Source organism: Larkinella knui (assembly GCF_003858645.1).
Lineage (GTDB): Bacteria > Bacteroidota > Bacteroidia > Cytophagales > Spirosomataceae > Larkinella > Larkinella knui.
The window spans coordinates 605,153-621,330 of record NZ_RQJP01000001.1 but is presented as its reverse complement, the minus strand read 5'-3'; the positions used below and the strand labels follow the sequence as shown (position 1 = coordinate 621,330).

Here is a 16,178-nt window from a genome sequence, read left to right as displayed (position 1 = left end):
GGCCATTTCTTTACAGACGATTCCCTACGATTTGATTTATGTTTGATCTCAACACCATTCTCCGCCCCCACATCCTTACGCTGACGCCCTACTCTTCGGCCCGCGACGAATACACCGGAAAGGAAGGTATTTTTCTGGACGCCAACGAAAACGCATTCGGTTCGACGCTCGACGGATCGACGCTCGACGGTTCGACGTCGGAAGATCACTATAACCGGTATCCCGACCCGCACCAGCTGGCGATCAAAGCCCGACTGGCGCCCATAAAAGGCGTCCGGCCCACGCAGATTTTCATCGGCAACGGTTCTGATGAACCCATCGATTTGCTGGTTCGGGCCACCTGCACCCCCGGCTCCGATTCAATCCTTATTCTGCCCCCAACCTACGGAATGTACGAAGTCAGTGCGGCTGTTAACGATGTGCTGTTGATCAAAATCCCGCTGACTCCGGATTTTCAGGTGGATGTTCCGGCGGTTTTAGCGGCCATTCAGCCCCGTACAAAATTGCTTTTCGTCTGTTCGCCCAACAACCCGACCGGTAACCTGATCGACCAGAACGCTATTGTAACGCTGTTAACCAGCTTTTCCGGCTTGGTGGTTGTCGACGAAGCCTATATCGATTTTGCCAATACTCGTTCCTTTACCACTTTTCTGGATCAATATCCCAATCTGGTGGTGCTGCAAACCTTCTCGAAAGCCTGGGGGCTGGCGGCTTTGCGGTCGGGGATGTGTTTTGCTTCCGAAGCATTGATCGAGGTGCTCAACAAAATTAAACCGCCGTATAACGTGAGCGGCCCGACGCAGCACTTGTTGTTAAAGGCGCTGAGTCAGGCTCCGGCCAAAGACGCGATGGTGGCCCGGATTCTGGCCCAACGGGAAGAATTAATTGCGAATCTGCTCAATTTACCGCTGGTTCGTCACGTTTATCCGTCAGACGCCAATTTCATTCTGGTGAAATTTGACGATCCAAAAGCCGTTTTCGATTACCTGATCAACCAGCAAATCATTGTCCGCGACCGGCATCGGGTCAAACTGTGTGAAGGCTGTCTGCGCATCACGGTCGGAACCGAATCGGAAAACGAACAACTGCTGGCGATGCTCAACGCCTATGAAAACCGCTTAACTACAACCGTTTAAGTATTTATCAAGTCTATGAAAAAAACCTTTGCTCTGTTAATTTTATGGTTGGTTGGCTTGGCAACTGCCCGGGAAGCCAACGCCCAGACCAACAATTGGGCCGTCGGTTTTCGCATCGGCGAACCAGCGGGGGTCAACGTCCGGAAATATTTTGGTACTAATCACGCCTTCGATCTGAATGTTGGCACCTATGGCGGTATTTATGGCAACCGACGCAGTTACCGCAAAGGTCTGTACAAAAATGTCGGGTTGAGCGTTCAGGGCCATTACCTCTGGCACGGGTCCATCGGCAAGTCGCAAACGCTCCATTATTACTATGGTTTTGGCGGGCAGTTGAACAGCCGGCGGTATTATTCGGATCGGTTCAGTGTGGTCAACGCTTACGATAAAACCATCTCGGTAGGTGGGTCAGGCGTGGCGGGTCTCGAATATTTTTTACCCAATCGGCCGCTGTCCGTTTTTCTGGAAACCGGGGCTTACGTTGAAGTCATCCCCGCACCTTTTTTTATGGGCATCCAATCGGGCCTGGGCATTCGGCTGAATTTATGAAGTTTTGGATGGGAACACTGATCTAGCGGATTAAACTGATAAAAACGGATTTTAATTTTAATCTGTGAAAATCCGTTCCATCCGTTTCATCCGTGTTCCAATCCAATTATCTTTCCTGTATGTTCAAAATTTTCAGTTCATCGGCAGGATCAGGGAAAACCTATACGCTAACCAAAGAATACCTCAAGCTGGCACTGGGGGACCGCACCGAAACGGGCAAAGGATTTGAGGCCCACCAGTTTAAGACTATTCTGGCGGTGACGTTCACCAATGCGGCCGCCCGGGACATGAAGGATCGGATTTTGGACCAACTCGGCAAAATCACCTCCGGCGAACTGAATTCTCAACTGAGCGAACTGGCCAGCGAATTAAAAATTGACCCTTCCGAACTGCAAAACCGGGCCAGGTTAACGTTCCACGCCATTTTGCACGACTACTCATCTTTTTCAGTTCTGACCATCGACAGCTTTGTGCAGCGGGTGGTGACGGCTTTCACCGATGATCTGGAACTGCCCTACAGTTTCGAGGTGGAAATGGATACGGATGCCGTGCTGCAAACTGCCATCGACCGGCTTATGGAGAAAGTGGGCCAGGAAGACCATGCGTATTTATCGGAAGCCCTGGAAGAATTCTACCTGGACAATGCATCCGATGGCAAAAGCTGGTATGGACTGGCCGGCACGCTCGCCGAATTTTCCAAAGGCCAGTTGGGCGACCGGAATTATGAGTTTGTTCAAAAACTGAACGAACTGAATCCCGATCATTTTCGAACGATCCGGCGCAATCTGCGCGAAAAAAACCGGGAAGTTGAGCAAAGGATCGAACAGTTGGCTCAGGACGGCTACCAACTGATTCAGGATTCCGGTATTCCCGAAAAAGCATTCTATTACGGCGATAAAGGCGTTGGCGCGTATTTCAAAAAGCGGATTTCGCTGACCGCTTTTCCGGAAGATCCGAACTCGTATGTCCGGAAAGCCCTCGATGATGATGTCTGGCATTCCGGCAAGAAAAATCTGACGCCCGAACAGGTACAGATTGAAGCGATAAAAGAACCGTTGCGGGAGTACATTTTGCAGATCGAGCAAATCCGCAAGGATACGCTCCTGCGGTACCGGACTTTCGGCGCCATCGAGCAGCATTTGCAGAAAGTGGCGCTATTGAAACAGATCAAGCAGGAATGTGACGATCTGTTACGCGAACAAAACCGCATTCACATTTCGGAATTCAACCGGCTGATTGTGAAGGTGGTAACGAACGAGCCGGTGCCCTTTATCTACGAGCGACTGGGGGAGAAATACCACCATATCCTGATCGACGAATTTCAGGATACATCGAAACTTCAGTTTGTCAACCTTTTACCCCTACTAGACAACAACTTAGCCTATCAACGGTTTAACCTGGCCGTTGGGGATGCCAAGCAGGCTATATACCGGTTTCGCGGGGGCGATATGGATCAGATTGTGGCCCTCCACAGCGGCAATCTCGATCCGTTGCTTTCCGCCCACGAATCCAGCGAAACGACGCTGGAACGCCTGTCGGGATTGCAACATCATCTGCAACCGGACCGGCTGGCCACCAACTGGCGCAGTGCGGAATCCATCGTGGAGTTCAACAACGGTTTTTTCCGGTTTATGGCTGATTTCTACGCCGATACCGATTTTCAGAAAGTAACCGACGTGTTCGATGCGCAGTTTCGGCAGGCATCCGCCAAAGCCGGGGTGTTGGGTCACGTCCAGCTCGATTTTATCGAAAAACCCGACCGGTATGCGGCCAAAAATACTGATGAAGAGGAGCCGGATTTCAATGCCCAAATGGTGGAGCGGACGCTGAATCTGATTCAGAAAGCCGTGGCGGATGGGTACCGGTATGGTGATGTTGCGGTTTTATGCCGCTTCAAGAAAAATGCCCGGCGAATTGCTGACTACCTGGAAGCCAACGATATACCCCTCACCTCGGAAGATTCCCTGACGCTGCAGTCGTCGGAACGGGTACGGTTTCTGGTTTCGCTGCTGCAACTGCTGCACCAGCCCGAAAACCGGATGGTGCGCTACGACATGCTGTTTCTGTATACCCGCCTGATCAATCCGAACCTGCCCAGCGCGGCCTTGATGGAGTTTATGGACGACATGGCCAAGGCCGAAGATGTACAGCGGATTTTTGACCTCATTTCAAAAATTGATAAAACCCCGCTCGACCCGACGGTTTTGCAGCAACTCAGTATTTATGAAGTATCGGAAAAACTGGCGGATTATTTCGACCTCTACGAAAATGAACGGGATAGCGCGTATTTGTTCCGATTCATGGACGAGGTGCTCACCTACAGCAGTCGCTACAGCAGCCACCTCTCGGATTTTCTGACCTATTGGGAAACGGCTCAGGAAAAAGTGTCGGTCAGCACCCCCGCCGATCAGAATGCCGTAACGATCCAGACCATTCACAAATCAAAGGGTCTGGAGTATCCCGTCGTAATCATTCCGTATGCCGACTGGTCGTTTAAACCCCGAAACAACGAAACGATGTGGGCGGATCTATGGCCCCTGGGCGACGTGGAGGAGTTAAGCATTCCGGGGATAGGCCAGCAGGAAATCCGGCGATTGCAAACCGCGTCGATCACCATCCGGAAAGATCTGGACGAGACGCCCCTGGCCAATCAGTACCAGGATGAGTTGTACCGGACGTTTGTCGAATGCATGAACCTGGTGTATGTGGCCTTTACGCGACCCACCGACCGGCTTTACATCATTGCGGCCAAACAGGATTTTTCGCCCACGGCCAAAGCGGACGGTTTCAAAAATGCCAACGGAATCGACTTCTGGCTGTATACCTATCTGTCTGATCTTCGGGGGAATGCCTGTTGGGAAGACGGAAAATTAAGTTATTGTCTGCACGATTATGTAACCCAACCGACCAAACATTCGTTAACTTTAAGTGACTCCTTTCCGGTATCGGTCGGAAATCGGGAAGGGACACAGCCGCTTCGGCTCCGGCGCATCGAGCGGACCATTGATACGAGCGCCTTCGAAAAAAGCCGGGCGTGGTGGCAGAAAGTTTGTACCGCGCTTTCGATGCTTCAAACCCCGCAGGATTCCGAAAAGGCGATCCGGCGGATGGTGGCCGAGGGGCTTCTACGGGCTTCGGAACAGGAAACCATGTGGTCGGCTTTGCAATCGGTCCTGAACCACCCTGAAATCAGCCCGCTCTTTTCGTCTGCCCGGCGGGGCGACAACAATCGCCGGATTCTGGTCAATAACGGCCTGCATGGAAAACCGCAGCGAAACGGCCCCAACCGGGTCGTGAAATTTCCGGAAAAAGTGGTTCTGGTCAACTACCTGACCGAATTGCCCGACGAAACGGATCAGCGTAAAATGCGGTCTTTTATAAAATTGTATCACCAGATGGGCTATGCCGCGGTGGAAGGCTGGCTGGTAGCCATCAACGACTGTAGTATTTTGAAAATGAATTAATTCGCTCAACGTATGAAGTATTCCATTTGGGTTCTGTCGGTTTTCTTGTCGGTTCAACTTGCTTTTGGGCAGGATTATCCGATTGCGGCAGTACCGCTTGCCAACGTAAAAATTCAACCTGGTTTTTGGTATAACCGCCTGGAAGCCGCCCGGAATGTGACGATTCCACACGCTTTCCACAAAATTGAAGAAACCGGTAAGCTCGACAACTTCGCCGTGGCCGGCGGCTTGAAAAAAGGCACTTTCAACGGGATTCGTTTCGATGAGTCCGACGTGTATAAAGTGGTGGAAGGGGCCGCTTATACCCTCCAGAATCGGTATGATCCCAAATTGGACCATTACCTCGACAGCCTGATTACCCTTTTTGCTGCCGCTCAGGAACCCGACGGCTACCTGTACACCATCCGTACTATTTTCAAGGACAGCACGGGTTTGAAAGACTGGATTGCCGGGCCAAGCCGGTATGCGTTCGAGAATGGTAGCCATGAACTGTATAACGTCGGGCACCTCTACGAAGCGGCTATCGCCCATTTTCAGGCAACTGGCAAACGGTCGTTATTGGATATTGCCATTAAAAATGCCAACCACCTGGTTAAAACGATCGGCCCGAAACCGGGCCAGATGATCGTTGTGCCGGGCCACGAAGAGATCGAAATTGCCCTCGTTAAACTGTATCGCCTAACCAGTGACAAACGCTACCTTGACCTGGCGCGTTTCTTCGTCGACATGCGCGGACGGGCTGACAAACGACCCTTGTTTCAGGATGCTCACAATCTGGGCCCCACTTATTTTCAGGATCTTAAACCGGTTATTCAACAAACCGAAGCCGCCGGGCATGCCGTTCGGGCGCAATATCTGTATGCTGCGATGACCGATCTGGCGGCTATTCAGCAGGACAAACCCATTCTGGATGCCGTGATGAAAATCTGGACTGATGCCACGACCCGCAAACAATACATTACGGGCGGAGTGGGTGCGCGCGAAAACGGCGAAGCGTTCGATGAACCGTATGTGTTGCCCAACGATGCGGCTTATGCTGAAACCTGCGCAGCCACGGCCAACCTGCTCTGGAACCACCGGATGTTTTTGCTGACCGGCGAATCGAAGTATATGGATGTTTTCGAACGGGTGCTGTACAACGGTTTTCTGGGTGGCGTGTCGATAGAAGGGAATTCTTTTTTTTACGTTAATCCCATGTCTTCGAACGGAAAAAAAGACTTTGGCAACGGCGAACCGGCCCGACGCTCGCCCTGGTTCGGCATCAACTGCTGCCCGAGTAATGTGGCCCGGTTTCTGCCTTCTCTCCCCGGCTACATCTACGCACTCCGCAACAACGAGCTGTTTATCAACCTGTTTGCCGACAGCGAGACGAATGTAACCATGAACGGAACACCGGTCAAAATCCAGCAGCAAAGCAAGTATCCGTGGGATGGTGCCATTAACATGACTATATCACCTAAAAAATCCACGGCTTTCCCAATCCTGATTCGCGTTCCGGGGTGGGCAACCAACCAGCCCATGCCGGGGGATCTGTACCGGTATGTTACCCAACAGACTCCGTCGGTTAAATTAACGATCAATGGAAAAGTTACACCGGTTTCGGTTGAGAACGGCTACCTGAAATTGTATCGGACGTGGAAAACGGGCGACGTCGTGACCATGACACTCGACATGCCGGTTCGGGAAGTCGTTGCGAACGAAAAAGTGAAAGCGGATAAAGGCAAAGTCTCGATCGAGCGCGGTCCCATTGTCTACTGCGCCGAGGGAGTGGATAATGGCGGCCAGGCGCTCACCATCACCCAACCAGTCGGTCAGCCATTTACACCCGAGTACCGGCAAAATCTGCTGGGCGGAGTGATGGTTCTGAAATCGACCGGAGCAAAACCAACGACACTAATACCGTATTATGCCTGGAATAACCGGGGAGCTACCGAAATGGCAGTTTGGTTCGGTACAATAGGAAAATAACGTGAATTGAAAAATTACCGGGTTATTTTCCAAAATTTAGATAGCGGACTCCTTAGACGTAATGAAGTTTAAAAAGTAACGCACCATGCGTTACTTTTTTTACGATTTATTTTTTTGCCGAAATTGATCGGCAGAACTATTTCATTCCCAGTTGAATTACTCAGTCTCTATGAAGGTCATTGTTCGAAATCCACCGGATTCACTCCGCTTATTTATTCACAAATTCTGGTATATCTCCGCCGATCGTTTTGATCAGCAGGACATTTGCCTGCCCGTTTTGCAGTACGAATTTATGTTCAATTTTTCGGAACACTTTTCAGTCCGTGATCAGAAAGACGCTTTGATTATTCACGATGAGGAAAACTGGATCAGCGGGTTGTACACACGCCCGCAACGAACCGCAACTTCGGGTCGGCACGAAACCTTCGGCGTGTTTTTAAAACCCTGGGCGATGCAATCCCTCACGGGAATTCCAGCTTCGGAACTGACCAATCGAATCGTTTCGGGGAGTACCGTTTTTCGGCAGTCGATGGATGAAGTCAGCGGACGATTGCGGGAAACGCAGGATCCAAACGCCAAACTGGCACTACTTGAACGTTTTTTGGAAAAGCGGTTTTCGGGCAAGGACCTACCTGCGTATGTGATTTACGCGGCTGATTATTTGCAACACCGTCCCTGGCATCATGGAATCATCAAGGATTTATCCAACGAGCTTCGAATCAGTACGAAATCACTCACCCTGGCCTTTAAAAAACACATCGGTATTTCGCCGGGGCGGTTTTTGCATCTGCGGTTGTTCAACGATGTCGTCACCGATTTGGCCTTGAATCCGCATCAATCCCTGACCGAACTGGCCCATCGCCACCACTTTTTTGATCAGGCTCACCTGAATCACCTGTTCAAATCATTGGCGGATCTGACCCCGGGGGAATACCGCAAACACGTACGGGCAGGACACGTCCAACCCGCAACGCCCTGCTATCTGCAAACGGCGTCGGACTGAATCAGGGTAATTTTTATACAATTTTCCGCTTCTGCCGTCCCGTATTTTTGCCAAAAACACAACAGGATGAGAAAGGTAAAATTGTACATCGCCACCAGTTTAGACGCTTACATTGCCGGGCCGAACGGCGAAATCGACTGGCTATATACAGAAGGCGAATTCGGGTATAACGCGTTTATGGAAACCGTCGACACCACGCTGATGGGCAACGAGACGTACAGATTGATAGAAAGTTTCGGCGATTTTCCGTACAAAACGCTGACCAATTACGTCTTTACCCGCAACCCTGACGCCACCGAAGCGCCGTATGTAAAGTTTATTTCGGGAAACATCGTGGAGTTTGTCCATTCGCTGAAGCAACAGGCCGGAAAAGACATTTTTTTGGTGGGTGGCGGGCAAATTAACGCCGTTCTGCTCGAAGCCGGGTTGATCGATGAACTGCAGGTATTTATTCACCCAATCCTCCTCGGAAAAGGCATTCCGATGGTTCAGCCGACGGAAAAACCGCATGTCTGGCAATTTGTCGGCTGCAAAACGTACGAACGGGGATTGGTGGAACTACACTATACCAGGGTGTAATAACCAGCTGACCGTCAGCCTGCGGGCTGACGGTCAGCTGGTTACTTAAAAATCCGTTTAGCGATCGATGGCCTGTTTCGCTTTTTGCTCGACCACTTTTTCCTCCTTGGCCCCTTCCAGTTTCAGTTTGCGGTTTTGCTGCTCGAAAACTTTAAAGAGAACCATAAAATACGCCAGTAAAAGGGGGCCGATGACCAGGCCGAGAATGCCAAATATGGGAACGCCGAGCACAATACCGGTCAGGGTAACGAACGGATGAACGTCGCCCATGCGTTTGGCCAGCATCACCCGCAGCAGATTGTCGACGTTGATAATCACGATAGCGCCCACTACCAGAATGCCGATACCGTTCCCGGTTTGGCCTTGTGAGATCATCAGAATACCGGCTGGTCCCCAAACAATGGGCGTTCCGAGAATCGGTATGAAAGCAAAGAAGAACGCGACCGTGCCCCAGAAAGCCGCATCCGGCACGCCAAAAATCCAGAGGGTGAGCCCGGTCAGGATCGACTGAACGAATGAAACCAGGGCCTGACCCAGAATGTTGGCGTTCACCATATTTTTCAGATCTTCCCCCAACTCGTCAAGGGTATGGTCTTCAAAAGGCAAATATTTTCGCAGTCCCTTGATGAATTTTTCTTCTTCCATGAAGATAAAATACAGCCCGACATACAGCAAACCCAGCGAGATAACCACGTCCAGCGTGCCGCTCAGCAGCGAAGGAAATTGCTGACTGGCAAAACCGGCGCCCTGCTTCACCAGATTTTTGGTGTTTGCCTGATCCGTGAGCTTGATTCCCGTAGCCGTTTCCAGTTTGTCGATCAATTGCAGAATCTGATCCGTGTGTTGGCTGTAATACTGAATCCGGTTGATGAGCAGCAGACTGAGCGCCAGAAAGGGCATGATGATGACCAATACGGAGAAAAGAATTAGTAAAATGGTGACCAGCAGCCGATTCCAGCCGCGTTCGTGCACCAACTTGGTAAACCAGGGACGAAAAATAACGTAGATAATCCCCGATCCCAGCAAAGCGATGGTGTACTGTCGGAGACCGATCAGGATGAAGCCAGCAATGATGATCAGACTGACAATTAACAGAAAACGTTGTTGCTTGGGGGTGTAGATAGTTGCCATGCACGTAATAAAAATAAACCGTACCTTATAGAATCGGTTTGTTACGCCTTTTGTTTAATCGGCAACCTACATGTATTTCATCAGACGGCCCAATTAACCCTGGGCCGTCTGATTCGGTATTATTCGCTTCTCAGGCTCTTCACCGGATTTAACAAAGCGGCTTTAATGGCCTGGTAGCTAACCGTCAGCAAGGTGATGAGCAACGCCAGGGCCAACACGATTACAAACACACCAAGCTTAATATGGATGCGATACGTATAATCTTGCAGCCAGTGATTCATGGCATACCAGGCAATGGGCGAAGCAATCAAACAGGCAATGAAGACGAGCTGAACAAAGTCTCTGGATAGCAACCCCCAAACGTTTGCTACGCTGGCACCCAGCACTTTACGGATGCCAATTTCTTTGGTCCGCTGCTCCGCCATGAAAGAAGCCAAACCAAACAACCCCAGACAGGAAATGAAGATGGCCAGCAGGCAAACAACGGCCGAAAGATGGCCAATGAGTTCTTCGTAGTAGAATTTTTTGGCGTACTCCGTATCGGCGAACGTATATTCGAACGGATAGGCCGGATTGTATTTACTAAAAATCGGAGCCATTTTTTGAATCGCAACCGAAGAGGACACCGCCGGATTGATGCGCACGTTGATAAAATTAACCCAATCTTTTGCGAAAAGAACCGTCATCGGGGCAACGGCGCGGTAAGCAGACCATTCCACGACGATGTCGGGAATGACCCCAACGACGGTCCATTCTCTGCCCGCCCACCGGAGAATCTCCCCGACGGGGTGTTTCAGCCCCATGCGTTTGACAGCCGCTTCATTCAGCAGAACCCCGGAGGAATCGGTCGGGAAATTCCTCGAAAAATCCCGCCCTTCTTTCAGCCTGATGCCCATCGTTTTGGTGTAATCATAACTCGTAGCCAGGGTTGTAAAAATGACGGATTTATCCTCGGGGGTTGCCCCCTTCCATTCCCAACCGCCATTATTACTCCACCACTGCGTGGGGGGTGCGTTGGTCTTGCAAAGGGACGACACGACGCCCGTTGCCAGTAATTCGGCCTGAAGAGCTTCAAAATGGTCGAGTAAATCTTTCGAGGAATTGACCGAAATGAGTCCTTGCCTGGTAAACCCCAGCGGACGGTTTTTGCCATGCTGGATCTGTTGATAAATGATGATGGTACCAATCATCAGCGCAACGGAAAACGTGAATTGAACCACCACCAGGATCTTCCGGGGCAACGACGCTCCTTTTCCGACGTGAACGACGCCTTTGAGAATTTTCACGGGGTTGAACGACGAAAGATAAAGCGCAGGGTAACTACCGGCCAGTAAACCCGTCAATACGGTAAAAAGCAGCATAATGATCCAGAAAATGGGATTTCCGAAGTCGACGGTCATCTTTTTTTCGGTCAGTGTATTGAAATACGGCAGCGAGATCAGGACCATACCCAGGGCCAGCACCAGCGCCAGACCGGCAATCAGGGTCGATTCACTTAAAAACTGCCCGATGAGTTGCTCCCGCCCCGAGCCAACGGCTTTGCGAACCCCCACTTCTTTGGCCCGTTTTTCGGAACGTGCCGTGGAGAGGTTCATAAAATTGATACAGGCAATAACCAGAATAAACAGCCCGAAAACGCCAAATAACCGGACGTATTTAATAAAACCGCCCGTGTTTTTCCCCTCCACGAACTCCGAATAGAGCCGCCATTTTGCCATGGGGTGCAGGAAAATTTCGGGCTTGATGAGCTTTGTTATATTAGGATCATTGGCCTGATGATTCAACACCACATCTTTTATTTTCGCATTGGTTTGCGCAGGATCGATGCCGTCTTTGAGCTGGACGAACACACCAAAGTCGTTATTCCGCCAATCCGTTTTTGCATGTTTCTCAACCCAGTCAAACATCTTCGCGTGCAAGTGCCAGGGAAGCAAATAATCAAACTGAAGCGTGGCATTAGCCGGCTGTTTGGCAACCACGGCCGTTACTTTTAAATCGACCTTCTTATCCAGTCGGAGGGTCTGCCCGACCGGGTCCTGACGGCCGAAAATAGCCCGGGCGGTTTCATCCGTCAGGACAATCGAATAAGGTTCTTTTAGTGGGTTTTTATCGCCATTCAGGATGTTTAGTGAAAACATGTCGATGGCATCTTCACCAATGAAAATCCCGTTTTTGATGAATTTTTGATTACCGGTTATCAGCGAGCGACCTCCTGCTCCTCGCTCATACATGGCAACCGCCTTGAAATCGGGGTACTTGGACCTTAATTCGTCGCCTGTCGGATACGGCACCGCGTCCTGAGTACCCCGGTGTCCATCGAAGGTTTGGTGCATTTTTACCTGATACAGGGTTTCGTAGTTTCTATGGTGCTTGTTGGCCGATACTTCATCCTGTATCCAAATGCCGATGAGCATCGCTACGGCCATGCCCACGGCCAGCCCGGCTATGTTGATGAATGAATAGCCTTTGTGCCGGGCCAGGTTGCGAAAAGCGAGTTTAAAATAATTGCGGATCATGACAGGGTGAAAAGTTGAAGTGGTCCGGCAGTCCGGTTCAGGATAGCTGTAGTTTTTCGTATTCTTTGAGCTGAAAGCAGGCACGGTTTCGCGTCGCCAGAGCCTGGGATGCAGCAGCAGGAATAAATCCCATATGTACAGGCGCCGGGCTTTGGCATACCCGTAGCGCTGACTTCGTTTGTGGAACAATTCATCCAGGTCGCCCGTGAGTTCTTCCCGCAGATGAGGAGCCGCAATGCGCTCCAGCAGGCGTTGCGCCCATCGGGGTGGTCGGGATGTCGCGCCATCGTTGTGGGGCGGTTGCTTACGCTTCATGATCCACTTCCTCCAAATTTGGTTTGGGGAATACCGGCCCACAGACGGTTCCGGATTCGACGAACTGCCGGCAGTGGGAACGACCGGTGCGTTTGCTCAAATTCCCCTGGTTGAGAACCTTTCATTCGTAGACGAATTTTATCTTCCTCATTTGTATAGCAAATAAGTTGCCAGCTTTACAAATACCCCTTATCGCTGCCTAGAGCGCGTTTTTGGCCTTGATGGCTGTCCGTAAGCGGACAAGTGCTGTTCACCGGCGGACACCCGGCAAGCATGATGCCGACAACTTCGCTGGAGGTGGCGCATGAACGGAATGCTCAAAATCCAGGGACGGATTCGCTCCTTTTTTGATGAAGTTGTTGAAACAAAAAGGCGGTATTCCGAAAACCCGGAATACCGCCTTTTGCTAACCCGCAACGAAATAACCCGTTAACGTCGCCTATCGCCAGGATGATAATTAATTGCCTTTCTAAAACCGGTCCGGACTGCTGCTTAACTGCCTGTTTTCCAGAGTGAAAACGCGGCCATCAACTCAACGCATTCCGGCAGAAGGCCACACATTTCTTCACTTCGGCCACGGCATTTGACCCGGCGGGTATCTGGTATTCCAGTTCGACCACGGCCGGGAACGTATATTTCTGATCCCGCATCAACTTCAGTACCGGAAGCAAAGGCGTGTCGCCCTTGCCCCATTCCAGATTTCCCTTGCCGTGGTCGGCAGTCTGGCGGTCTTTGATGTGCATGCTGGCAATGCGGTCGTGCTTTTGTTTGATGAGCACCAGCGGATCGGGATTACCCGCGGCCACATAATGCCCCAAATCGAAGTTCAGGGCGTTGGCCGGCGACTGGGCCAGGGCCGTATCCCAGAACGTCGGGGTCTGTTGCTCGTGCCCGTGATACCCCACCCGCAGGCCGTGCTTCTCGGCCATTTTCCCCAGTTTGAGCGTATGGGCATCGTTGGCCGGGTGTTCGAGTGTGACCTGATTGGCACCGAGTGCTTTAGCCGCCCGCATGCCGTAGTCGATGTTGGCGTCGGAGCTTTGCATTCCGAACGCATCGGGTTTGAAAGCGTAAATTTTCACCCCCGCCTGGTTGTACATTTTGCGAACCTGCTCAAACTTCGCCATCGGTGCCGAAAGCCGCCATTTCGTCACCTCTTCGCGGTAGGCTTTCATCTGCGCATCAGCTTCTGCCAGCTTTTTCTGTTCCTCTTCGGTGAGGGTCTGATTATCGCGCCGTTTCCGCATCAGGGGAAAAATGGACCGCATATCGACCGAATTTTTGGGCGCTCCCGCAAACGATTCGGCGGGGCCACCCATCAATTCAATGGCACTGATCCCGCTGTCCAGCACATATTGCAGGGTTGCTTCGGCACTTTGGTCGGGCATATCCCGAAATGAATACGTAATGCAACCAATCTGCACCCCGTCGATCAACGAATTTGGTTTATCACCGAGACTGCGAATCAAAGCGGGGGCGCCAAACAGCTTTTGGCTACCCACAACGGCGGTCGAAACGAGAGCAGCCGTGGCTCCCAAAAACTGACGGCGTGTTGAATGATTTTTCATGAATACGACTGTAGATTTGACTGGGGTGTAGGAAAATAATGCTTAATAATACGAAAATAGCAGGAAAAAAGTTGATTTAGCGGCTTTACTATCTTGTTCCGTATGGCTATTTTCGACCATCGATCACATGAAACAATTCTGGCTTAAGAAAAAAAGAGGTCTGCTTCTTTTCTTTCTGATCATGAGTTTGGGAGCTTGCAAGAAAGATGAGGTCAAAGCAACAGGAAGCCTTCAGGTAACATTAGCTTACCCTTTCCAACCGGCAACGAGTATTTATTATGAGCTCTACAGCGAAACCGGTTACAAGAATACGCCACCGCTCCGGACCGGAACGTTTACAACCGCTAATTCGAATACGGTGACCATCGATAATCTTAACCCGGGAAATTATGTGATGGTGATAAACGCCAATCTATTTTCATTACAGGTTACTGCCGGTCGCCAGCGGGCCTACAAATTTCCTTGAAAGGCCCTAGTCAACATTCCGTAGCACTCAGGGCCAGCCCGGCTTCGGACGTTTCCTTGTATTTGGTGGACATGTCGCGCCCGGTGGCTTTCATGACCTTGATGACGGCATCCAGCGAGATTTTTTGGTTGGCGGGCGTTCCGGCGGTGGCCAGCAGAAAGGCGTTATAGGCTTTGACGGCGCCCATCGCATTCCGCTCGATGCACGGAATCTGGACGTATCCGCCAATGGGATCACAGGTCATGCCGAGGTGGTGTTCGATGCCAATTTCGGCAGCAGCTTCGACAGCCCCGATGGAATGCCCGGCGCACTGCGTTAAAAAAGCCGCGCCCATGGCCGACGCCGTGCCGATTTCTCCCATACAACCCATTTCGGCCCCGGAGATGCTGGCGTTGTGTTTCACCAGAAAACCGACAGCCGCAGCGGCCCACATCCCGGCGCGCAACGTGGTTTTGTCGTAATGAAAATGGTGCTTGGCCAGATACGTCAGCCCCGGAATAACGCCCGATGCACCCGAAGTCGGGGCCGTAACAACAATACCGCCAGCCGCGTTTTCTTCCGATGCCGCCAGACAATAGGCGTTCAGGAAGATCAGAAAACTATCCGACGACTGCGCCAGTCCCCGCGCCTGCTGAAACAAAACCGGGGCTTTCCGACGCAGTTTGATCGAGCCCGGCAAGGTGCCCGTATGCCGCAGGCCACGGCGGACGGCTTTGTGCATAAAATCCAGCAGCAGGTCGATGCGCTGGTCGATTTCTTTGGCCGAACGCCCCGTCACGGCAGTTTCATTCGCCAGCATCAATTGTTCCAGTGTCAGTTGATGGTCGTATAACCGGGTCTTCAGTTCCTTCATCGTCTGGTACGGATACGGCAACTGAATCGCTGACGGATCGGCAGCCTCCTCCCCTTTTCGGATAATAAATCCACCGCCGATGGAATAATATTCCTGCTCGAAAAGCGTCTCTCCGGCCGAAACCAGCTTGAAAACCACGGTATTTGCGTAAGGCGACTCGTATTTTTTTCGCTCAAAATGAATGTGCTCCACTCCCAGAGGAATCGTCCGGTTTCCAATCTGCACCGGATAGGTTTTCGCCGGCTCTTTCAGTAACGCCAGCAAAGCCGTCGGGTCGGTCGATTCGGGTTGCCAGCCCAGCAACCCGGCCACAATGGCGCGGTCGGTACCGTGACCTTTGCCGGTTGCACTCAACGAACCGTATAACTGAATATGAACGGAATCGGCAGTTTGCAGGGTGGCTTCGGGCCGTTTCTTCAACCGCTCCAGAAAGTCAAAAGCCGCCTTCATCGGGCCAATTGTGTGCGAACTTGACGGGCCGGGCCCGACCTTGAACAAATCAAAAATCGAGGTACTAATGGGTGAATTATTCATGAAAACTAGTCATGAGTGTTGATCAAGTTGTATATTTCTGAGCCGTTACCCGGTAACTCCCGGCTTTTGTCAGGTCACGAAATTCAAAAAAGGCAA

The 16,178-nt window shown here is 51.3% G+C and carries 11 protein-coding genes; 7 read left to right on the top strand and 4 right to left on the bottom strand.

The annotated features are described in order from the left end of the window. The first annotated feature begins 38 nt into the window (after nt 1–38). From hisC to EHT87_RS02435, 6 genes are all read left to right on the top strand, one after another. Complete coding sequence (gene hisC / locus EHT87_RS02460; protein ID WP_124903488.1) at nt 39–1,136, top strand: histidinol-phosphate transaminase; 1,098 nt, start codon at nt 39–41, stop codon at nt 1,134–1,136. Between the two features lie 15 nt (nt 1,137–1,151). Next, entirely contained in the window at nt 1,152–1,685 is a 534-nt protein-coding gene (locus tag EHT87_RS02455; RefSeq protein WP_124903486.1) for a hypothetical protein, read from the top strand. 119 nt (nt 1,686–1,804) lie between these two features. Then, entirely contained in the window at nt 1,805–5,149 is a 3,345-nt protein-coding gene (locus EHT87_RS02450; protein ID WP_124903484.1) for a UvrD-helicase domain-containing protein, read from the top strand. A 12-nt stretch (nt 5,150–5,161) separates the two neighbouring features. Continuing rightward, entirely contained in the window at nt 5,162–7,117 is a 1,956-nt protein-coding gene (locus EHT87_RS02445; RefSeq protein ID WP_124903482.1) for a glycoside hydrolase family 127 protein, read from the top strand. A gap of 169 nt (nt 7,118–7,286) precedes the next feature. Then, a complete protein-coding gene (locus EHT87_RS02440; RefSeq protein ID WP_124903480.1) occupies nt 7,287–8,120 on the top strand; it encodes a helix-turn-helix domain-containing protein in 834 nt (277 codons plus the stop codon). A gap of 66 nt (nt 8,121–8,186) precedes the next feature. Further along, nucleotides 8,187–8,699: a dihydrofolate reductase family protein gene (locus EHT87_RS02435; RefSeq protein ID WP_124903478.1), complete on the top strand. Its 513-nt coding sequence runs from the start codon at nt 8,187–8,189 to the stop codon at nt 8,697–8,699. Between the two features lie 57 nt (nt 8,700–8,756). Here the strand turns inward: EHT87_RS02435 and EHT87_RS02430 are convergent, their stop codons facing one another. The 3 genes from EHT87_RS02430 to EHT87_RS02420 all read right to left on the bottom strand — a co-directional run bounded on the left by EHT87_RS02430 (nt 8,757) and on the right by EHT87_RS02420 (nt 14,229). Beyond that, nucleotides 8,757–9,830, bottom strand: a complete 1,074-nt coding sequence (locus tag EHT87_RS02430; RefSeq protein WP_124903476.1) for an AI-2E family transporter — start codon at nt 9,828–9,830, stop codon at nt 8,757–8,759. Between the two features lie 119 nt (nt 9,831–9,949). After that, entirely contained in the window at nt 9,950–12,661 is a 2,712-nt protein-coding gene (locus tag EHT87_RS02425; protein WP_221621974.1) for an ABC transporter permease, read from the bottom strand. A 527-nt stretch (nt 12,662–13,188) separates the two neighbouring features. Then, nucleotides 13,189–14,229: a sugar phosphate isomerase/epimerase family protein gene (locus EHT87_RS02420; RefSeq protein ID WP_124903474.1), complete on the bottom strand. Its 1,041-nt coding sequence runs from the start codon at nt 14,227–14,229 to the stop codon at nt 13,189–13,191. 127 nt (nt 14,230–14,356) lie between these two features. Between EHT87_RS02420 and EHT87_RS02415 the strand changes: the two genes are divergently transcribed. Further along, the gene (locus tag EHT87_RS02415) at nt 14,357–14,695 is read left to right on the top strand and encodes a hypothetical protein (protein ID WP_124903472.1); all 339 of its coding nucleotides are present in this window, start codon (nt 14,357–14,359) and stop codon (nt 14,693–14,695) included. A 10-nt stretch (nt 14,696–14,705) separates the two neighbouring features. Here the strand turns inward: EHT87_RS02415 and EHT87_RS02410 are convergent, their stop codons facing one another. Beyond that, on the bottom strand, nt 14,706–16,082 hold the full coding sequence (locus EHT87_RS02410; protein ID WP_124903470.1) for an L-serine ammonia-lyase: 1,377 nt from the start codon (nt 16,080–16,082) through the stop codon (nt 14,706–14,708). Between the last annotated feature and the right edge of the window lie 96 nt (nt 16,083–16,178).